The 19,881-nt window shown below is 70.2% G+C and carries 17 protein-coding genes; 14 read left to right on the plus strand and 3 right to left on the minus strand.

Features of this window, described 5'->3' with window-relative positions; all coding sequences use genetic code 11:
- A partial coding sequence (locus A5713_RS14310) for a permease (protein ID WP_231980408.1) occupies nucleotides 1-598 on the minus strand: 598 nt, incomplete at its 3' end.
- A gap of 275 nt (nucleotides 599-873) precedes the next feature.
- Between A5713_RS14310 and sepIVA the strand changes: the two genes are divergently transcribed.
- The 7 genes from sepIVA to A5713_RS14345 all read left to right on the plus strand — a co-directional run bounded on the left by sepIVA (nucleotide 874) and on the right by A5713_RS14345 (nucleotide 6,898).
- Nucleotides 874-1,611 (plus strand): cell division protein SepIVA, encoded by a 738-nt coding sequence (gene sepIVA / locus A5713_RS14315; RefSeq protein ID WP_067927889.1) that lies wholly within the window; start codon nucleotides 874-876, stop codon nucleotides 1,609-1,611.
- Nucleotides 1,612-1,669: 58 nt separating this feature from the next.
- Nucleotides 1,670-2,254 carry a DUF177 domain-containing protein gene (locus A5713_RS14320; RefSeq protein WP_197509450.1) on the plus strand — a complete coding sequence of 195 codons (585 nt, stop codon included), beginning with the start codon at nucleotides 1,670-1,672 and terminating at the stop codon, nucleotides 2,252-2,254.
- Nucleotides 2,251-2,964, plus strand: a complete 714-nt coding sequence (gene rnc / locus A5713_RS14325; protein ID WP_067927881.1) for a ribonuclease III — start codon at nucleotides 2,251-2,253, stop codon at nucleotides 2,962-2,964. The genes A5713_RS14320 and rnc overlap by 4 nt, the downstream gene beginning before the upstream one ends.
- Before the next feature lie 123 nt (nucleotides 2,965-3,087).
- Nucleotides 3,088-3,948, plus strand: a complete 861-nt coding sequence (mutM, locus tag A5713_RS14330) for a DNA-formamidopyrimidine glycosylase (protein ID WP_067927880.1) — start codon at nucleotides 3,088-3,090, stop codon at nucleotides 3,946-3,948.
- A 180-nt stretch (nucleotides 3,949-4,128) separates the two neighbouring features.
- Complete coding sequence (locus tag A5713_RS14335; protein ID WP_231980409.1) at nucleotides 4,129-4,401, plus strand: FeoA family protein; 273 nt, start codon at nucleotides 4,129-4,131, stop codon at nucleotides 4,399-4,401.
- On the plus strand, nucleotides 4,398-6,311 hold the full coding sequence (locus A5713_RS14340) for a ferrous iron transporter B (RefSeq protein ID WP_068096421.1): 1,914 nt from the start codon (nucleotides 4,398-4,400) through the stop codon (nucleotides 6,309-6,311). Before A5713_RS14335 ends, A5713_RS14340 begins: the two co-directional genes overlap by 4 nt.
- Nucleotides 6,308-6,898, plus strand: coding sequence for a NifU family protein (locus tag A5713_RS14345; RefSeq protein WP_068096423.1), 591 nt, complete (start codon nucleotides 6,308-6,310; stop codon nucleotides 6,896-6,898). The genes A5713_RS14340 and A5713_RS14345 overlap by 4 nt, the downstream gene beginning before the upstream one ends.
- A gap of 120 nt (nucleotides 6,899-7,018) precedes the next feature.
- Here A5713_RS14345 and A5713_RS14350 read toward each other — a convergent pair whose 3' ends face one another.
- On the minus strand, nucleotides 7,019-7,795 hold the full coding sequence (locus tag A5713_RS14350) for a PIG-L deacetylase family protein (protein WP_067927883.1): 777 nt from the start codon (nucleotides 7,793-7,795) through the stop codon (nucleotides 7,019-7,021).
- Nucleotides 7,796-7,849: 54 nt separating this feature from the next.
- Between A5713_RS14350 and A5713_RS14355 the strand changes: the two genes are divergently transcribed.
- From A5713_RS14355 to A5713_RS14385, 7 genes are all read left to right on the plus strand, one after another.
- A complete protein-coding gene (locus A5713_RS14355; RefSeq protein ID WP_068096430.1) occupies nucleotides 7,850-8,263 on the plus strand; it encodes an OsmC family protein in 414 nt (137 codons plus the stop codon).
- The gene (locus A5713_RS14360) at nucleotides 8,250-8,543 is read left to right on the plus strand and encodes an acylphosphatase (RefSeq protein ID WP_067927866.1); all 294 of its coding nucleotides are present in this window, start codon (nucleotides 8,250-8,252) and stop codon (nucleotides 8,541-8,543) included. The genes A5713_RS14355 and A5713_RS14360 overlap by 14 nt, the downstream gene beginning before the upstream one ends.
- Nucleotides 8,544-8,686: 143 nt before the next feature.
- A complete protein-coding gene (gene smc, locus A5713_RS14365) occupies nucleotides 8,687-12,292 on the plus strand; it encodes a chromosome segregation protein SMC (protein WP_068096432.1) in 3,606 nt (1,201 codons plus the stop codon).
- A gap of 45 nt (nucleotides 12,293-12,337) precedes the next feature.
- Nucleotides 12,338-13,687: a signal recognition particle-docking protein FtsY gene (gene ftsY / locus A5713_RS14370; RefSeq protein ID WP_068096435.1), complete on the plus strand. Its 1,350-nt coding sequence runs from the start codon at nucleotides 12,338-12,340 to the stop codon at nucleotides 13,685-13,687.
- 185 nt (nucleotides 13,688-13,872) lie between these two features.
- Entirely contained in the window at nucleotides 13,873-15,264 is a 1,392-nt protein-coding gene (locus A5713_RS14375; RefSeq protein WP_067920395.1) for an ammonium transporter, read from the plus strand.
- On the plus strand, nucleotides 15,261-15,599 hold the full coding sequence (glnB, locus tag A5713_RS14380; protein WP_066952569.1) for a nitrogen regulatory protein P-II: 339 nt from the start codon (nucleotides 15,261-15,263) through the stop codon (nucleotides 15,597-15,599). Before A5713_RS14375 ends, glnB begins: the two co-directional genes overlap by 4 nt.
- Before the next feature lie 45 nt (nucleotides 15,600-15,644).
- Nucleotides 15,645-18,110, plus strand: coding sequence for a [protein-PII] uridylyltransferase (locus A5713_RS14385; RefSeq protein ID WP_082972951.1), 2,466 nt, complete (start codon nucleotides 15,645-15,647; stop codon nucleotides 18,108-18,110).
- Between the two features lie 34 nt (nucleotides 18,111-18,144).
- Here the strand turns inward: A5713_RS14385 and A5713_RS14390 are convergent, their stop codons facing one another.
- Complete coding sequence (locus tag A5713_RS14390; RefSeq protein WP_068096437.1) at nucleotides 18,145-19,875, minus strand: DEAD/DEAH box helicase; 1,731 nt, start codon at nucleotides 19,873-19,875, stop codon at nucleotides 18,145-18,147.
- Between the last annotated feature and the right edge of the window lie 6 nt (nucleotides 19,876-19,881).

The raw sequence follows: 19,881 nt of genomic DNA on the forward strand, positions 1-19,881 counted from the left end.
ACGCCGCGATGGCCCCCGCGATCAACAAGCCCAGCACGAGGTCGCGCAGGATCGCCAACCACTCCATTGCGAACACGTGGGAGACGGAGGTGAAACCCTCCGCGGAAAACAGCCGGCGAGCGAACGAGCCCTGTTTCTTGATGGACATGTCCATGGCGGCATGGCCTTCCATTGAGCCGGCGATCCCGCGGTCGGCCTGCTCGCGGGCGGCGTCGATGAGGCGCGAGCGCACGAACAGCCGGAACAAGACGGCGAGCACCACGATCATCAGCGGGCCGCCGACGAACTCCGCGGCGGTGAACTGCCAACCCATCAGCAGGGCCAAGATGATGCCCAGTTCCACCACCAGGTTGGTGGAACCGATCTCGAACGCCATGGCGGCGACGAAGCTGGCGCCCTTGCGAAAGAGCGACCGGGCCAAGGCCACGGCGGCGTACGAACACGACGACGATGCCGCGCCGAGTCCGGCGGCCAGTGCCAGGGTGCGTGGCCGGTCGTCGCCGAGCAGGGCCACGATGGTCGAGCGTCGCACCACTGCCTGCACCACCGCCGACAGGGCAAATCCCAAGATCAGCGCCCACAGGATTTCCCACGTCATCGATCCCGCCACCGCCAAGGCGTGTCCGACCGCTGCTAGCACGAGTGCTCGACCCCTTTCGGTTGGCTCGGGCTCCCAACATATACCCCACAGGGGTATCTGACAAACCGGGCAAAGCGTTCTGGCCAGGGCGGAGAGCCGGCCTGATCCCTAGAATGGCCGCAACAGGCGCAACCAGTGAAATGTCCGACACACCGGCCTCGCCACCGCTGTCACAGAGGCAACACCAGGCACACTGGTAACAACACGTTTGCAGAAGCCAGGAGGATATGGCCGTGTACCGGGTTTTTGAAGCGCTCGACGAGCTGAGCGCCATCGTTGAAGAAGCACGCGGCGTTCCGATGACGGCCGGCTGCGTGGTGCCACGGGGCGACGTACTGGAACTGATCGACGACATCAAGGATGCGATCCCCGGCGAGCTGGACGACGCCCAGGACGTGCTCGACGCGCGTGACTCGATGTTGCAGGACGCCAAGTCGCACGCCGAATCGATGGTTTCCTCGGCGACCACCGAATCGGACTCCATGCTCAACCACGCCCGCGCGGAGGCGGACCGGCTCCTGTCCGACGCAAAAGCGCAGGCCGACCGCATGGTCAGCGAGGCGCGCCAGCACAGCGAGCGGATGGTCGGCGAGGCGCGCGAGGAGGCGATGCGTATCGCCACGGCCGCGAAGCGGGACTACGAGGCCAGTGTCAGCCGCGCCCAGGCCGAGGCCGACCGGCTGCTCGAGAACGGCAACATCTCCTACGAGAAGGCCGTGCAAGAGGGCATCAAGGAACAGCAGCGCCTGGTGTCGCAGAACAGCGTGGTGGAGGCGGCGAACGCCGAGGCCACCCGCCTGATCGACTCGGCGCACGCCGAGGCGGACCGGCTGCGCGGCGAATGCGACATTTACGTCGACAACAAGCTGGCCGAGTTCGAGGAATTCCTCAACGGCACGCTGCGCTCGGTCGGCCGCGGTCGTCACCAGCTACGGACGGCGGCCGGCACACACGACTACGCGGTGCGCTAAGCCTCAGCCGGGCGGCCGCGCCCTGGAATTATGCGGCTCGCACCGTAGGATTTGTGCTATGACGCGGCAGCACAGCACCACCTCGCAACGCCGTCTGAGCTCGCCGTTGACGGTTGACATCACCCGGCTCGGGCGTCGCCCCGGGGCGATGGTCACCCTGCGGAAGACCGTGCCCAGCCCGTCGCGCATCGGGCTGGACATGATCGCGATCGAGGCCGGCGCCCCGTTGGAGCTGGACCTGCAAGTTCAGTCGGTCTCCGAGGGCGTGCTGGTGACGGGCACGGTTGACGCGCCCAGCGTCGGCGAGTGCTCGCGTTGCCTGACCCCGGTCAAGGGTCACGTGCAGGTCCAGCTGACCGAACTGTTCGCCTACCCCGACAGCACGACGGAGGCGACCACCGAGGAAGACGAGGTCGGACACATCGTCGACGACGCTTTCGACCTCGAGCAGTCGATCGTCGACGCCGTCGGGCTCGAGCTGCCGTTCTCGCCCGTGTGCACCCCCGACTGCCCGGGTCTGTGCCCCGAATGCGGCGTTGCCCTCGCCGCCGAGCCCGGACACCACCACGACCGCATCGACCCGCGGTGGACGAAACTGGCCGGCATGTTTCCCGAGCCCGACCCGCCGCGGGGTGAGCAGTGACCTCGCGGCAGGACCTGCTCGACGCGCTGGGCGTCGGGCTGCCCGAGGAGCTGCTCTCGCTGGCGTTGACGCATCGCAGCTACGCCTACGAGAACGGCGGGCTGCCGACCAACGAACGTCTGGAATTCCTCGGCGACGCCGTGCTGGGCCTGACCATCACCGACGAGCTCTACCACCGCCACCCCGACCGCTCCGAGGGGGACCTGGCCAAGCTGCGGGCCAGCGTCGTCAACACCCAGGCGCTGGCCGACGTCGCGCGCAAGCTGTGCCCGGACGGCCTGGGCGTGCACCTGTTTCTCGGGCGCGGAGAGGCCAACACCGGCGGCGCCGACAAGTCGAGCATCCTGGCCGACGGGATGGAATCGCTGCTGGGCGCCATTTATCTGCAGCACGGGATCGACACCGCGCGCGAGGTGATCCTGCGGTTGTTCGGCGCGCTCCTCGACGCCGCGCCGACGCTGGGGGCCGGGCTCGACTGGAAGACCAGCCTGCAGGAGCTGACCGCGGCGCGGGGCATGGGCGCGCCCTCTTACGTCGTCACCTCCACCGGTCCCGACCACGACAAGGAGTTCACCGCCGTCGTGGTCGTGATGGACACCGAATACGGGTCCGGTGTGGGCCGCTCCAAGAAGGAAGCCGAGCAGAAAGCCGCGGCGGCGACCTGGAAAACGCTGGAAGCGCTCGACACGGCGGGGAAAACGTCCGTCTAGATGCGCGAATAGGTCGATGGCGATGACCCGCCGCGCCCGGCTTCGCCGCGCTTGCGATCATCGCTCGGGTCGATGGCGATGACCCGCCGCGCCCGGCTTCGCCGCGCTTGCGATCATCGCTAGATGCCCGAGCTACCCGAAGTCGAGGTGGTCCGCCGTGGGCTGCAGGCCCGCGTCGTGGGCAAGACGATCAAGGCCGTGCGGGTGCACCACCCGCGAGCCGTGCGACGGCACGAGGCCGGGCCCGCCGACCTCACCGCCCGGCTGCTCGATGCCCGGATCACCGGCACCGACCGGCGCGGCAAGTATCTGTGGCTGCTGCTCGACGGTGCGGACGACCCTGACACGGCACTGGTCGTGCACCTCGGCATGAGCGGCCAGATGCTGCTGGGGGAGGTGCCGCGCGCCGACCACGTGCGCATCTCCGCGCTGCTCGACGACGGGACCGTGCTGAGCTTCGCCGATCAGCGCACCTTCGGCGGGTGGATGCTCGCCGATCTGGTGAGCGTGGACGGCAGCGTGGTGCCCGCGCCAGTCGCGCACCTCGCGCGCGACCCGCTGGACCCGCTCTTCGACCGCGAAGCCGTCGTGAACGTCCTGCGGCGCAAGCATTCCGAGATCAAGCGGCAGTTGCTCGACCAGACCGTGGTTTCGGGCATCGGCAACATTTACGCCGACGAGGCGCTGTGGCGGGCCAAGGTCAATGGCGCCCGGATCGCCGCGACGCTGGGCCGCGGCCGGCTGGGCGCCATCCTGGATGCCGCGGCCGACGTGATGCGCGACGCGCTGGCGCAGGGCGGGACCTCGTTCGACTCGCTGTACATCAACGTCAACGGCGAATCGGGCTACTTCGACCGGTCGCTGGACGCCTACGGCCGCGAAGGCGAGAACTGCCGGCGCTGCGGGGCGGTGATGCGCAGGGAGAAGTTCATGAACCGGTCGTCGTTCTACTGCCCGAAATGTCAGCCGCGCCCGCGACTTTGACCGTGCGATCGGGGCTTTTGCGCGTGCGTCGACGGTCGCGACACGCCGGGCGGTGTCGCCGGGGAAGCACGCTCGACGCGGCGCACGGGAGGTCGCGAACGTTTCGGAGAAAGGTGAGGTTATCCTCACCTAGCATCGTTATCCTGGGTGCATGGTGAACCTTCGGCGTCGGGGCTACTAATGCGGGATTCAGTTCGGGTGTCGGATTCTCCGACGGTGCTCGCCCAGCTCACGCCGGGCCAGCGGGCAACCATCGTGGGTGTGGCGCCGGCGGCGCCGCCCGTGGTGGCGGGCCGGCTGCGGCAACTGGGATTCCGGCCGGCATCCCACGTCGAGGTGATTCGACGCGCCCCCATGGGCGACCCGACCATCTACCGGGTTCAAGACACCGAGCTGTGCTTGCGCCGGCGCGAAGCCTGCCTGATCGAAGTCGACCCGGGAAGCGGCTCATGACGTCCTGCCACGAGGAGGGCGGCACCGCGCTCGCGGTCGTGGGCGTGGCGCGCGTGGCGCTGGTGGGCAGCCCCAACGCGGGCAAGACCTCCGTCTTCAACCACCTCACCGGCCTGCGCGCCAAGACCGGCAACTACCCGGGCGTCACCGTCGGGCGCAGGGTGGGCGTCACCAAGGTCGACGACGTCGAGATCGCCGTCGAGGATCTGCCCGGCACCTACAGCCTGCAGCCGATCAGCCCGGACGAACAAGTCGTGGCCGACCTGCTGGCCGGCAAGATCGCCGACGCCGATCGACCCGACGCGATCGTGTTGGTGGCCGACGCCACCACGCTGCACCGCTCGATCACCCTCGTCGCACAGGTGCTGCGGCTTGACGTGCCGTGCCTGTTGGCACTGACCATGACCGACGAATTGACCGCGCGCGGGGGCACCGTCGCCGTCGACGCCTTGTCGACGGCGTTGGGGATTCCGGTGGTCCCCGTGATCGCGCACCGCGGCGCGGGGATCGACACCCTGCGCGCCCGGCTGGCGTCCTTCGACCGGTGGCAACGGCCCCCGATCCTGCCCCCATCTCACGACGATGCCATCGACGCCTGGGGTAAATCGGTGCTCGCCGCGGCCGGATACGTTGCGCCACAACCGGATCGGCGCACCCGGGGAATCGATGCGATCGTGCTCCATCCCCTGTGGGGCACCATCATCTTCTTCGCGGTGATGTTCTGCTTCTTTCAAGTCGTCTTCACCGTCGCCGCGCCACTGCAGGACCGGGTGAGTCAGGGGCTGGGCTGGCTCGGCGTACTGGTGAGCGACCACGTCGGCAACTACGTGGTGCGCGGACTGCTCGGCCAGGGACTCATCGGCGGCGTGGGAACGGTATTGCAGTTCATCCCGCAGATTGTGTTGCTGTTCTTGTTGATCGCGTTGCTGGAGAACGTCGGTTACATGGCGCGGGCCGCGTTCTTGATGGATCGGGTGATGGCCGCGACGGGATTGGAGGGTCGTGCGTTCGTCGCGATGCTCTCCTCTTTCGCGTGCGCGATCCCGGGGATCATGGCCACCCGGACGCTGCCGTCGTCGCGCGACCGGATCGCGACCATCATCACGGCGCCGCTGATGACGTGCTCGGCGCGGCTCCCGGTGTTCACCCTGCTGGTGGGGCTTTTGGTTTCACCGCAGACCCAGTGGTGGGGGCTGAGCGCGCAGGGCATCGCGATGTTCTTGCTGTATCTGTGCGGCGGCACCTCGGCCCTGATCGCCGCGTCGCTGTTCAAGTCGACAATTCTGCGCAGCGACCTGCTGCCCTTCACGATGGAGCTTCCGCCGTACCGCTTCCCCTCGCCCAGGACCGTGCTCATCACGATGTGGGATTCGGCCAAAGTGTTCTTGCGCAAGGCCGGAACCATCATTCTGGGCACGTCCGTGGTGCTGTGGGTGCTGCTCAATCTGCCCGCGCGGCAAGCCGAAACCGCACACATGTCGCCGACGGAGACCACCGCCTACGTGATGGACCACAGCTACGCCGCCGACGTCGGGAAGGCGATCGGACCGGTATTCAAGCCGCTGGGGTTCGATTGGCACATCAACGTCGCGCTGCTCGGGTCCTTCTCGGCGCGTGAGGTTTTCGTGTCGACCCTGGGGCAGGTCTCGGCGGCGACGAACCCCGAGGATCCGCACGAGGCCCTGGTCGCCATGACAGACGACGACGGCCACAAGGTGTTCACCTCGTCGACCATCATCGCGCTGATGGCGTACTTCATCTTCGCGCTGCAATGCATGTCCACCGTCGCGGTGATGCGCCGCGAGACCAACTCGTGGCGGTGGCCCGCCTTCGCCTGGTCCTACATGTTCGTCCTGGCCTGGACGATGGCCTTTGCCGCGCGATCGATCGCGATAGCGGTGGGCGCATGATCCCGATCCACGCCACGGCCACCGCGGACCCTCAGCAGCTGCGCTGGGTGGTGCCGCCCGACCGGTTGCCGGCGCGCGGCACCGTTCGGCAGGCCCCGGGCGGGCTGGGCGCCCTGCTGGACAGCGGGACGATCGCAGAGATTCTGGTGGATTCCGGCGGCATCCTGATCACGGCCGGCGCGGGTGGCAGCTGGCGCGAGTTGGGAGACGACGTTCGCGAGGCGCTCTGCGAAGCGCTGGTGGCCCCGCAGGACTGGGTGGTCGACGAATCGTCCGCCCCCGGCCTGGAAAGCCCAGAAAGCCCAGAAAGCCTGGAAAGCATTGCCGCGGAACTGCTCGCGGGCCCCGTCGGCGCGCTCGCTGCCTCGCACGGCGGGTCGATCGAGCTTGTCTCGGTGGCCGGCCGCACCGTGACCGTGCGAATGATGGGTGCCTGCGACGGGTGTCCGGCCGCGTCGTCCACGTTGCGCGACGTCTTCGAGCGCGAACTGCGGCGGCGGTCCGGTGATGACGTGGTGGTGTCGTGCGAAAGCGATTCGTCCGCGATCTCATTGGGTAAGAAGCTGCTGTCGCTGATAGTCCGTTGAGGGCGCGGCGGGCGCATCGGTCATCGAGTGTGCGCTCAGGGCTTCGGGTGTGCGTTCGGGGCGGCGACACGCCGGGCGGCGCCACCCAGGACGCACGCTCGATTCGGGCTTACGGGGCAGTCAATCGAAGATGTCCCGCCGCGAAATCCCCGCGGGTAAGGCGGGGTCGACGAACCATTCGCGGGGAAAGAGCAGGCCGAACGCCTGGGGCGGTAGCCGGAGCAGGGCTGCGTACATGCGCGCGCCCACGCTGGATTCGCCGATCTGCGAGCGGTGGGCGGCGAACGCGTCACGCTTCTGGCGGGCGAATCCGAAGACGTCGATGCGGTGGGTGATGCTCGCCCGGGGCGCGTACGCGGTGCGGGCGACGTCCGGCTCGTACGGCGCCGGGAGCCGCAACATGCGGGCGAGATGGCCGACGCGGACCAGTAATTCGCGCGGCATGGTCGCCTCCAGCACCCGCGGTGTCCCCGCGAGTTCGGCGCCCCGCTTGCCGACGTGGTGCACCTGGACGTGATCGCGGTGGCCGTACCCGCCGTTGGGCTGGTAGCTGAGCAGCAGGTCGGCGCCTTCCTCGCCGAGTATCGCCGCGAGTTGCTGCGCGGCCTCCTCGACGTTCGCCCGCCCGAAACGGACCCGCCCCGGCGGGTCCGGGTAGAACAGCGGGCCGTAGCCGCTGTCGGCGTAGCCGAGACATTCGACCCGATCGACTCCCAAAATGTCTGCGCTCGAATGCAATTCGCCCAGCCGGAAGTCGCTTTCGTCGTTGTGCACCCGTCCGTCGGTCGCGGTGACGACGACGACGCGATGCCCGCCCGCCGCCGCACGTGCGAGCGTGCCGCCGGTGAGGATCACCTCGTCGTCCGGGTGGGCGTGGAATGCGACCACGGTGGCCATGAAACGCAGTATGCCCGCGGCGTGGGGCACGCGCCGCCCGGTAAAAAGTAGGGCATGACCGAACTATGGGTGGAGCGCACGGGGTCGCGCCGGTACACCGGACACAGCTCGCGCGGTGCGCAGGTGCTCGTCGGCTCGGAGGACGCCGAGGGTGTGTTCACCCCCGGCGAGCTGCTCAAGATCGCGCTCGCTGCGTGCAGCGGGATGTCCAGCGATCAGCCGCTCGCCCGCAGGCTCGGCGACGACTACAAGGCCGTGGTGAGGGTGTCCGGGGACGCCGACCGCGAGAACGAGGTCTATCCGCTGCTGGAAGAGACGCTCGAGCTCGACCTGTCCGCCCTGTCCGCGGAGGACAAAGAGCGGCTGCTGGTGGTCGTCGGCCGGGCGATCGACCTGGTCTGCACCGTCGGGCGCACGCTCAAAGGCGGCACGCAGATCGATTTCAAGGTCGCCGATGTCGGATCCTGACGTCAGGCTTACCGCCTGGGTGCGCGGGGAGGTCCAGGGCGTCGGCTTTCGCTGGTGGACGCGATCCCGGGCGCTCGAGCTAGGGCTTACCGGATACGCGGCCAACCAGGCCGACGGCCGCGTGCTGGTGGTCGCCCAGGGGCCGCGCGCGGCCGGCGAGAAGCTGCTGACCCTGCTCAAGGGGGGCGAGTTCTGGCCGCCGCGGCCGGGCCGCGTCGACAACGTGATCGCGGACTGGTCAGCGCCGCAGGAGCGGTTCGACGGCTTCGTCGAGCGCTGACGCGGCCCCACACCCCATCCCCCCGTGACTGATGTGGCCACTGTGACCAGTGCGCCGCAGCGTGTTCGGCGTGGACATTTCGGCCCGGGCGACACCCCGCGGTGAGGCTGGCACGGGCGATTTGAGCGGTAGTCTGGCTCGCCGTGTACCTCAAGAGTCTGACGCTGAAGGGCTTCAAGTCCTTCGCATCGCCGACGACTCTGCGTTTCGAGCCGGGCATCACCGCCGTCGTCGGGCCCAACGGCTCGGGAAAATCCAACGTCGTCGACGCCCTCGCGTGGGTCATGGGGGAGCAGGGAGCAAAGACCCTGCGTGGCGGCAAGATGGAAGACGTCATCTTCGCCGGCACCTCCTCGCGGGCCCCGCTCGGTCGCGCCGAGGTCACCGTCACCATCGACAACTCCGACAACGCGCTGCCCATCGAATACTCCGAGGTCTCGATCACCCGCCGCATGTTCCGCGACGGCGCCAGCGAGTACGAGATCAACGGCGCCAGTTGCCGATTGATGGACGTGCAAGAGCTGCTGAGCGACTCCGGGATCGGCCGCGAGATGCACGTCATCGTCGGGCAGGGCAAGCTCGACGAGATCCTGCAGTCGCGCCCCGAGGACCGTCGCGCCTTCATCGAAGAGGCCGCCGGCGTGCTCAAGCACCGCAAGCGCAAGGAGAAGGCCCTCCGCAAACTCGACGCGATGTCGGCGAACCTCGCCCGGCTGACCGACCTGACCACCGAGCTGCGCCGCCAGCTCAAGCCGCTGGGCCGCCAGGCCGAGGTGGCCCGCCGCGCCCAGACCATCCAGGCCGACCTGCCCGTCGCCCGGCTGCGGCTGGCCGCCGACGACCTGGTCAATCGGCAGGTCGAACGGGACGCCATCTTCGAAGCCGAGGCCGCCATCCGCCGCGAGCACGACGAGGCCGCCACCCGGCTGGCCGTGGCGTCGGAGGAGCTCACCGCGCACGAGGCGGCCGTGGCCGAACTCACCGCCCGCGCCGAATCGGTCCAGCACACCTGGTTCGGGCTGTCCGCGCTGGCCGAACGGGTGGCCGCCACGGTGCGCATCGCCAGCGAACGCGCCCAGCACCTCGACACGGAACCGGCGCCGCCCAGCGACACCGACCCCGAGGCGCTGGAGGCCGAGGCCGAGCGGGTCGCGGTTGCCGAGCAGCAATTGCTGGCCGAGCTGGCCGAGGCGCGCACCCGCCTGGAAGCCGCCCGCGCCGAACTCGGCGAGCGCGAGCGCGAGGCCGCCGAGGCCGACCGGGCCCACCTGGCCGCGGTGCGGGCCGAGGCGGACCGGCGCGAGGGCCTGGCGCGGCTGGCCGGTCAGGTGGAGACCATGCGGGCACGCGTCGAATCGATCGACGACAGCGTCGCGCGGCTGTCCGAACGCATCGAACAGGCCGCCGCCCGGGCGCAGCAGTCCAAAGCCGAATTCGAGACCGTGCAGGGCCGCGTCGGTGAGCTCGACCAGGGCGAGGTGGGGCTCGACGAGCACCACGAACGGACCGTGGCCGCGCTGCGGTCAGCCGACGAACGCGTCGCCGAACTGCAGGCCGCCGAACGCGACGCCGAGCGCCGGGTGGCGTCGCTGCGGGCCCGCATCGACGCGCTCTCGGTCGGGCTGGAACGCAAGGATGGTGCGGCCTGGCTCACCGAAAACCACGCTGGCGCAGGGCTTTTCGGCCCGGTCGCCAAGCTGGTCAAGGTCCGCTCCGGTTACGAGGCGGCGCTGGCCGCGGTGCTGGGTTCGGCGGCCGACGCGCTGGCCGCCGAGAGCCTCGGCGCGGCCCGGTCCGCGGTCGCCGCGCTCAAACAGGCCGACGGCGGGCGCGCGGCGCTGGTGCTCGGCGACTGGCCCGCCGACGACCCCGCGTCGCGTGACGCGCTGCCCGGCTCCGCGCTGTGGGCGCTGGACCTGATCGAGGTGCCCGCGCGCCTGCGCGGCGCCATCACGGCGATGCTCTCCGGCGTCGCGGTGGTCGACGACCTGGACCAGGCGCTCGAACTGGTGGCGGGCCGCCCGCGGTTGCGCGCGGTCACCCGTGACGGCGACCTGGTGGGCGCCGGCTGGGTCAGCGGAGGCTCCGACCGCAAGCTGTCCACGCTGGAGGTGACGTCGGAAATCGACAAGGCGGGCAACGAGCTGGCCGCCGCGGAATCGCAGGTCGCCCAGCTGACCGCGGCGCTCTCCGGGGCGCTGACCGAACAGGCCGCCCGCCAGGACTCCGCCGAGCAGGCGCTGGCCGCGCTCAACGAATCCGACACCGCGATCTCGGCGATGTACGAGCAGCTCGGCCGGCTCGGGCAGGAAGCCCGCACCGCCGACGACGAGTGGAACAGGTTGCTGCGGCAGCGCGAGGAGCTCGAAGCGGGCCGCACGCAGACGGTCGAGGAAGTCACGCAGCTGGAAACCCGGCTGCGCAACGCGCAAGAGACCCAGCACGTGCATGCCGAAGAGCCCAACCACGCGGAGGTCCGGCAGCGGATCGCCGCCGCCGCCGAAGGCGCCCGCAGTGCCGAGGTGGAGGCCCGGCTGGCGGTGCGCACCGCCGAGGAGCGGGCCAACGCCGTACGCGGGCGCGCGGATTCCCTGCGCCGCGCCGCGGCCGCGGGTCGGGAGGCGCGGCTGCGGGCCCAGCAGGCGCGTGAGGCGCGGCTGCGCGCGGCCGCCGTCGCCGCGGCGGTTGCCGACGCCGGACGGCTGCTGGCCCAGCGGCTCGACGGGGTGGTGCGGGCGGCGTCGAAGATCCGCGACACCCTGGCGGCCGAACGCCAGCAGCGCACGACGGCGATGGCGGCGGTGCGCGACGAGGTCAACGCGTTGAGCGCACGGGTGTCCACCCTCACCGACTCGCTGCACCGCGACGAGGTGGCCAACGCGCAGGCGGCGATGCGCATCGAGCAGCTCGAGCAGATGGTGCTGGAGCAGTTCGGCATGGCCCCCGCCGACCTGATCGCCGAGTACGGGCCCGACGTGGCCCTGCCGCCCACCGAACTCGAGATGGCCGAATTCGAGCAGGCCCGCGAACGCGGTGAGCAGGTCGTCGCGCCCGCCCCGATGCCGTACGACCGCGCCACCCAGGAGCGGCGGGCCAAACGCGCCGAGCGGGAGCTCGCCGAGCTGGGCCGGGTCAACCCGCTGGCGCTGGAGGAGTTCGCCGCGCTGGAGGAGCGCTACAACTTCCTGTCCACCCAGCTCGAGGACGTCAAGGCGGCGCGCAAGGACCTGCTGGACGTCGTCGCCGACGTCGACGCCCGCATCCTGCAGGTGTTCAGCGACGCCTTCGTCGACGTCGAACGCGAATTCCGGGAAGTCTTCACCGTGCTGTTCCCCGGCGGCGAGGGCCGGCTGCGGCTGACGAATCCGGACGACATGCTCACCACCGGCATCGAGGTCGAGGCGCGGCCGCCGGGCAAGAAGGTCACTCGGCTGTCCTTGCTGTCCGGCGGTGAGAAGGCGCTGACGGCGGTGGCGATGCTGGTGGCGATCTTCCGGGCGCGCCCGTCGCCCTTCTACATCATGGACGAGGTCGAGGCGGCGCTCGACGACACCAACCTGCGCCGCCTGATCAGCCTCTTCGAGCTGCTGCGGGCCCGCTCGCAGCTGCTCATCATCACGCACCAGAAACCGACGATGGAGGTCGCCGACGCGCTGTATGGCGTGACCATGCAGGGCGACGGCATCACCGCGGTCATCTCACAGCGGATGCGCGGACAGCAGGTGGAGCAGCTGGTCTCGCAGTCGTAACACCCGCGCCGGGGGCCGCCATCCCGCGGCTGAAACAATGTCAGCGTGTCGCAAGGTCTTTGGATCGCCATCGCGGTCATAGCCGTCCTGGTTGTCGTCGCCGCGCTGGTCTTGGGCCTGGTGCGATACCGCCGCCGGCGGATCAGCTTCGCCACCAAGCCCGAGCCCGGCGCGATCGACCGGTCGGGCGGCTACACCGCGTCGTCGGGCATCACGTTCAGTCAGACCGCGAGAGCCGATCTGGGGGCCGACCGGCTCGACACCACCGGGCTGCCCGCGGTGGGCGACGACGCCACCATCCCGCGTGACGCGCCGCGGCGCGCCATCTCCGAGGTCGAACTCCCCGAACCGGAGACCCCGGAAACTGTGACCCCGCCGCCACCGGTCGCGCCCCCCGAGCCGCCGGCGGCCCCAGCAGCCGCCGCGGTCCCGGAAGCCCCGACGACGCCCGAGGCCCCGGAGATCGAGGCCATCGCGCCGCCCGAAGGCCGGTTGGAGCGGCTGCGCGGCCGGCTGGCCAGGTCGCAGAACGCGCTGGGACGCAGCGTGCTGGGCCTCATCGGCGGCGGCGACCTCGACGAGGACGCCTGGCAGGACGTCGAGGACACCCTGCTGGTCGCCGACCTGGGCCCGGTCGTCACCGAGTCGGTGATGTCGGCGCTGCGCAGCCGCCTGGCCGGCAGCGCCGTGCGCACCGAGGCCGACGCGAAGGCCGTCCTGCGCGACGTGCTGATCCGCGAGCTGCACCCCGAGATGGACCGCTCGATTCGCGCCCTGCCGCACGCCGACCACCCGTCGGTGCTGCTGGTGGTCGGGGTCAACGGCACCGGAAAGACGACCACGGTCGGCAAACTGGCGCGGGTGCTGGTGGCCGACGGGCGTCGCGTCGTGCTCGGCGCCGCCGACACCTTCCGCGCCGCCGCCGCCGATCAGCTGCAGACCTGGGCGTCGCGGGTGGGCGCGGAGGTGGTGCGCGGACCCGAGGGCGCCGACCCGGCGTCGGTGGCGTTCGACGCCGTCGACAAGGGCATCGCCTCGGGCGCCGACGTGGTGCTCATCGACACCGCCGGGCGGCTGCACACCAAGGTCGGGCTGATGGACGAGCTCGACAAGGTTAAGCGCGTGGTAACACGCCGCGCCGCGGTCGACGAGGTGCTGCTGGTGCTCGACGCCACCATCGGACAGAACGGGCTGGCCCAGGCGCGGGTGTTCGCCGAGGTCGTCGAGATCACCGGCGCCGTGCTGACCAAGTTGGACGGTACGGCCAAGGGCGGCATCGTATTCCGCGTTCAACAGGAACTCGGCGTGCCGGTGAAACTGGTCGGGCTCGGGGAAGGTCCCGACGACCTGGCGCCGTTCGAGCCGGCCGCCTTCGTCGACGCCCTGCTCGGCTGAAGCTCTTACACGGCGAGCGCGACGTTAATCCGGGCGAAACACGCCCGCTCCACCGCCGAAACAACCATTGCGCAAGGTTCTGGATCAGGTCACAGGCGTCGCCTGACGGCCATTCATGTCCGACCGGAGGTGAGCGAGTGGCATTCCCGCAATTGGGCCAACCCGATACCGGCGATACCGCCTGGATGTTGGCGAGTTCCGCGCTAGTGCTGTTGATGACGCCGGGTCTTGCGTTCTTCTACGGCGGCATGGTGCGCACCAGAAGCGTGCTCAACATGATCATGATGAGCATCAGCGCGATGGGCGTGGTCACCGTGCTGTGGGTGCTCTACGGCTACTCGATGTCGTTCGGCGACGACCGGGGCGGCGTCGTGGGCAATCCGACCGACTACTGGGGCCTGGCGAAGCTGATCGGCGGCAACGCCGTCAAGGCCGACCCGAGCAAGGGCGTCACGCAGGTCGACATCCCGCTGGCCGGCACCATGCCCGCCACCGTGTTCGTGGCCTTCCAGCTGATGTTCGCGATCATCACCGTCGCGCTGATCTCGGGCGCGGTCGCCGACCGGCTCAAGTTCACCGCGTGGCTGGTGTTCGCCGGGCTGTGGGCGACGTTGGTGTACTTTCCGGTCGCGCACTGGGTGTTCGCCGCCGACGGCTTCGCGTCCGAGCACGGCGGGTGGATCAACAACAAGCTGCACGCCATCGACTTCGCCGGTGGGACAGCGGTCCATATCAACTCCGGTGTGGCGGGCCTGGCCCTGGCGATCGTCCTCGGCAAGCGCCGCGGCTGGCCCACGACGCTGTTCCGCCCGCACAACCTGCCGTTCGTGATGCTCGGCGCCGGTCTGCTGTGGTTCGGCTGGTTCGGGTTCAACGCCGGTTCGGCGACCAGCTCCAACGGTTCGGCCGGTACCACGTTCATGACCACCACCATCGCGACCGCCACGGCCATGCTGGCCTGGCTGCTCACCGAGCGCATCCGCGACGGCAAGCCCACGACGCTGGGAGCGGCGTCGGGCATCGTCGCCGGACTGGTGGCGATCACCCCGTCCTGCTCGTCGGTCAACGTGCTGGGCGCCCTGGTGGTCGGCGCGGTGGCCGGGGTGGTGTGCGCGCTGGCCGTCGGACTGAAGTTCAAGTTCGGCTACGACGACTCGCTCGACGTGGTCGGGGTGCACATGATCGGTGGTCTGACGGGCACCCTGCTCGTGGGTCTGCTCGCCGCACCCGAGTCGCCGGCGATCAACGGCGTGGTCGGGGTGTCGAAGGGATTGTTCTACGGCGGCGGCTGGGCCCAGCTGGAACGGCAGGCCGTCGGCGCCTTCGCGGTACTGTTCTACTCCGGCATCGTCACGCTGATCCTGGCCTTGATCCTGAAGTACACGATCGGCTTGCGCGTCCCCGCCGAGGAGGAATCAACCGGCATCGACGAGTCCGAGCACGCGGAGAGCGCGTACGATTTCGGGACGATCGGTGGGCAAGGGTCCGTCCTCCCGGCGGCGCGGATTCCGTTGGATGAGCGCAACGGCCTGGAGGAGGACCGAGTGGGCGACAAGGTGGAGGCAGAGCAGGCATGAAGCTAGTCACCGCAATAGTGAAGCCGTTCACCCTCGATGACGTGAAGACCAGCCTCGAGGACGCGGGCGTCCTCGGGATGACGGTCAGCGAAATCCAGGGGTACGGGCGGCAGAAGGGCCACACCGAGGTGTACCGGGGCGCTGAGTACTCGGTGGATTTCGTGCCGAAGGTGCGAATCGAGGTCGTGGTCGACGATTCCATCGTGGACAAGGTCGTGGACAGCATCGTCCGGGCGGCGCGCACCGGCAAGATCGGTGACGGCAAGGTCTGGGTCACCCCCGTGGAAACCATTGTGCGGGTGCGCACGGGTGAACGCGGAACAGATGCCCTCTGAGGCCACCCGCGCATTGACGAACCGGGCCGGACGGGCCGGGAGGGTATGACAAACCCACCCGGCCCGTCCGGGTCATCTGAAGCAGAAGCTCAAAGCGCCGGCGGCGCAAGCGATCTGGCTGCCGCCCGACGCCAGCTGCTGTCAGACGGCCGCGAGCTCGGCGCGGCGGAACTGCGCAAAGCGTGGCTCGATCTGCACGAATCCTGGCTGGTGGCCAAGGCCGGCGAGATCGGCATCACCGATGACAGCGGTTTCGCGATCGTCGGCGTGGGCGGTCTGGGCCGCCGCGAGCTGCTGCCGTACTCCGATCTCGACCTGATGTTGTTGCACGACAACAAGTCTGACGACGTGCTGCAGCGGGTCGCCGACGGGCTGTGGTACCCGCTGTGGGACGCCAACGTCCGGCTCGACCACAGCGTGCGCACGGTGTCGGGGGCCCTCGGCGTCGCCAACAGCGACATGGTGGCCGCGCTGGGCATGCTGGATGCCCGGCACATCGCCGGGGACCAGCGGCTGTCGGCCGAACTCATCGACGGGGCGCGACGCCAGTGGCGCAGCGCGATCCGATCCCGCATGGACGAGCTCGTCGCGATGACCTATGAACGCTGGCAACGGTGTTGGCGCATCGCGCAACGGGCCGAGCCGGACCTGAAGTCGGGGCGTGGCGGCCTGCGCGACGTCCAGCTGCTCGACGCGCTGGGCGTCGCGCAGCTCATCGACCGCCACGGGATGGGCCATCCCGACGCGCCGGGCGGCTCGCTGGATGCCGCGTACCTCACGCTGCTCGACGTCCGCACCGAACTGCACCGGGTGTCCAAACGCGGACTCGACCAACTGCTGGCGCAGTTCGCCGACGAGGTCAGCGCCGCGCTGGGCGTCGGGGACCGATTCGCTCTGTCCCGCATGCTGTCCAGCGTCAGCCGCACCATCGCCTACCACGCAGAGACCGGCTTGCGGACCGCGCAGAACGCGCTGCCCCGGCGCGGCCTCACCGCCCTGGTGCGGCGCCCGAGACGCCGGCCACTGGACGAGGGAGTGGTCGAGTACGACGGCGAGGTGGTCCTCGCCCGCGATGCCCAACCCCAGACCGATGCCGGGTTGGTGCTGCGCGTGGCCGCCGCGTCGGCCGACACGGGCCTGCCGATCGGCGCCGGGACCCTCAAACGGCTGGCCGACAGCGTCCCCGACCTGCCGTCGCCGTGGCCGCGGGAGGCGCTGGACGACCTGCTGGTGGTGCTCCTGGCGGGTCCCACGACGGTGAACACGATCGAGTCGCTGGACCGCACCGGGCTGTGGGGCCGCCTCTTCCCCGAATGGGACGCGGTCCGCGACCTGCCGCCGCGCGACGTCTCGCACAAGTGGACCGTCGACCGTCACATCGTCGAAACCGCCGTCAACGCGGCCCCTCTCACCACGCGCGTGGCGCGCTCGGACCTGCTTGCGCTCGGCGCGCTGCTGCACGACATCGGCAAGGGGCGCGGCACGGACCACTGTGTGCTGGGCGCGGAATTGGTGGTCCCGATCGCGAACAGGCTGGGGTTGTCGGCGCAGGACACCGACACGCTCGCGGGCATGGTCCGCCACCACCTGCTGCTGCCGATCACCGCCACCCGAAGCGACCTCAACGACCCGAAGACCATCGAGTCCGTCGCCGCGGCCCTGCACGGCGACCCGCACCTGCTCGAGCTGCTGCACGCCCTGGCAGAGGCGGACTCGAAGGCGACCGGGCCGGGGGTGTGGAGCGACTGGAAGGCCTCGTTGATCGAGGACCTGGTCCGCCGCTGCCGGCTGGTGATGGCCGGAGAGCCGCTTCCGGAGGCCGAACCCATTGCGCCGCATTATGTTTCGTTGGCCGCCGACCGCGGGGTGCACGTGGAGATCAAACCCGGCGACCGCGAGCGCCTGACCGCGGTGATGCTCGCGCCGGACCAGCGGGGGCTGGTGTCGAAAGCCGCCGCGGTGCTGGCGTTGAACTCGCTGCGCATCCATTCGGCGTTGGCCAACATCCACGAGGGCGTCGCGATCGTCGAGTTCGTCGTGTCGCCGGTGTTCGGCTCCCCGCCCGAATCCGGCCTGCTGCGTCAGCAATTCAACGGCGCCCTGGCCGGCGACCTCGACGTCCTGGGCACGCTGGAGAGGCGCGACAACGACGCCGTCAGCGCCGCAACCGCGCGGGCCGGCGAGATCCAGGCCGGGGTGCCCGTCACCCGCTCGACCGCTCCGCCGCGCATCCTGTGGCTGGACGCGGCGACCGCGGGCCAGTTGATCTTCGAGGTCCGCGCCATGGATCGCCTGGGCCTGCTCGCGCTGCTGACGAATGCGCTGGAACGTGCGGACGCGGACATCGCGTGGGCCAAGGTCAACACGTTCGGCTCCACGGCGGCCGACGTCTTCTGCGTGACGGTGCCGGCGAACGCCGAGCACCGGGCGCGGGCCGCGATCGAGCAGAACCTCCTGGCCGTGCTGGGCGGCCCCGCGGTCGAAGTGCTCGAGGAGCCCGTCGGCGACTAGTTCTACAACCAGTCGGCTTCTACAACTAGTCGGCTCAGGAGTGCTCGACGTTGAGCTGCCGCAACGCTTCGATGCGGGCCTGGATCTGCTCGCGGGTGGCGGCGGCGATCGGCGGTCCCCCGCAGCGGCGGCGAAGTTCGCTGTGGATCCAGCCGTGCGGCTTACCGGTGCGGTGGTGGGTGGCCGACACGAGGGTGTTGAGCTCGCGGCGCAGCTCGCGCAGCTGGCCGTGCATCGACGGCGCCGCCGACACCGGGGCCGGCACCCCCTGCGCGGCCCGTCGCTGCAGCTGCTCGTCTTGGCGGCGGTGCAGCAGCGCCCGCATCTGCTCGGCATCGAGCAGGCCCGGGATGCCGAGGTAGTCGGCCTCCTCGTCGCTTCCGGCGGGGGCCGCGGTGCCGAACGACGACCCGTCGAAGATGACCTGATCCAGCTCCGCGTCGGCGCCCAGCGAGGTGAAGCCGTTGTCGACCTCGGTCTTCTCGGTTTGCGTCCGGACGGCGGGGTCACCGTCGAGGGGATCCTCGTCCGGGCGGTGCGGCTCCCCGAGCACGTGGTTGCGCTGGGCCTCCAGCTCGCTGGCGAGCTGCAGCAGGTTGGGCACTGAGGGCAGGAAGATGCTCGCGGTCTCGCCGGGCCGGCGGGACCGCACGAACCGGCCGATGGCCTGCGCGAAGAACAGGGGAGTCGAGGCGCTGGTGGCGTAGATGCCGACGGCGAGCCGGGGCACGTCGACGCCTTCGGAGACCATGCGCACCGCGACCAGCCACCGGCTGGTGCTCGCGGCGAATCCACTGATGCGCTCGGACGATCCTGGATCGTCGGACAGCACCACCGTCGGCGCCTCGCCGGTCAGCGTGGTCAACAGGGCCGCGTAGGCGCGGGCCGCGGTGCGGTCGGAGGCGATGATCATGCCGCCGGCGTCCGGCACGTGCTCGCGCTTCTGGCGCAGCCGCTGGTCGGCGGCCGCAATCACCGCGGGCATCCATTCGCCGGCGGGGTCGAGCGCGGTGCGCCAGGCCCGCGCCGTCTGCTCGCTGGTCAGCGGCTCGCCCAGCCGCGCGGCGTGTTCCTCGCCGGCGCTGTCTCGCCAGCGCGCCTCCCCGGAGTAGGCCAGGAACACCACCGGCCGGACCACCCCGTCGGCGAGGGCCTCGGCGTAGCCGTAGGTGTGGTCGGCCCGCGACCGGCGCACCCCGTCCGCGCCCGCCTCGTAGTCCACGAACGGGATGGGGCTGTCGTCGCTGCGGAACGGCGTGCCCGTCAGGGCGAGCCGGCGGGTGGCGTCGCCGAAGGCCTCGCGGATGGCGTCGCCCCAGGTCTTGGCGTCGCCGCCGTGGTGGATCTCGTCGAACACCACCAGGGTCTTGCGCTGCTCGGTGCGCACCCGGTGCAGCGTCGGGTGCGCCGCGACCTGCGCGTAGGTGACCATCACGCCGTGGTACTCGCCCGACGTGCGGGCGCTGGTGTTGGAGAACCTCGGGTCCAGGGCGATGCCGTGCCGCGCCGCGGCCTGGGCCCACTGCACCTTGAGGTGCTCGGTGGGCACCACGACCGTGATCTGCTCGACGGCGCGCTGGCTCAGCAGTTCGGCGGCGACCCGTAGGGCGAACGTCGTCTTCCCCGATCCGGGGGTGGCCACCGCCAGGAAATCGCGCGGCTGGCCGGCCAGGTATTTGACCAACGCCCGGCGCTGCCAGCCGCGCAGCGCCCTGCCGCCGCCGTCGACGGAGGTCTCCGTGCGATCGGCCGGTTGCACGGACATTTTCCC

This window comes from Mycobacterium sp. E2497 (genome assembly GCF_001668695.1).
Classification (GTDB): Bacteria; Actinomycetota; Actinomycetes; order Mycobacteriales; family Mycobacteriaceae; genus Mycobacterium.

What these genes read in the sequence shown, in the direction of transcription:
- A5713_RS14345 (WP_068096423.1), top strand. Translation starts at nt 6,308, where the DNA reads ATGATCCCGATCCACGCCACGGCCACCGCGGACCCTCAGCAGCTGCGC.
- A5713_RS14385 (WP_082972951.1), top strand. Translation starts at nt 15,645, where the DNA reads ATGACAAACCCACCCGGCCCGTCCGGGTCATCTGAAGCAGAAGCTCAA.
- A5713_RS14320 (WP_197509450.1), top strand. Translation starts at nt 1,670, where the DNA reads ATGACGCGGCAGCACAGCACCACCTCGCAACGCCGTCTGAGCTCGCCG.
- A5713_RS14335 (WP_231980409.1), top strand. Translation starts at nt 4,129, where the DNA reads ATGCGGGATTCAGTTCGGGTGTCGGATTCTCCGACGGTGCTCGCCCAG.
- A5713_RS14375 (WP_067920395.1), top strand. Translation starts at nt 13,873, where the DNA reads ATGTTGGCGAGTTCCGCGCTAGTGCTGTTGATGACGCCGGGTCTTGCG.
- A5713_RS14360 (WP_067927866.1), top strand. Translation starts at nt 8,250, where the DNA reads ATGTCGGATCCTGACGTCAGGCTTACCGCCTGGGTGCGCGGGGAGGTC.
- A5713_RS14340 (WP_068096421.1), top strand. Translation starts at nt 4,398, where the DNA reads ATGACGTCCTGCCACGAGGAGGGCGGCACCGCGCTCGCGGTCGTGGGC.
- A5713_RS14350 (WP_067927883.1), bottom strand. Translation starts at nt 7,795, where the DNA reads ATGGCCACCGTGGTCGCATTCCACGCCCACCCGGACGACGAGGTGATC.
- mutM (WP_067927880.1), top strand. Translation starts at nt 3,088, where the DNA reads ATGCCCGAGCTACCCGAAGTCGAGGTGGTCCGCCGTGGGCTGCAGGCC.
- glnB (WP_066952569.1), top strand. Translation starts at nt 15,261, where the DNA reads ATGAAGCTAGTCACCGCAATAGTGAAGCCGTTCACCCTCGATGACGTG.
- A5713_RS14355 (WP_068096430.1), top strand. Translation starts at nt 7,850, where the DNA reads ATGACCGAACTATGGGTGGAGCGCACGGGGTCGCGCCGGTACACCGGA.
- A5713_RS14390 (WP_068096437.1), bottom strand. Translation starts at nt 19,875, where the DNA reads ATGTCCGTGCAACCGGCCGATCGCACGGAGACCTCCGTCGACGGCGGC.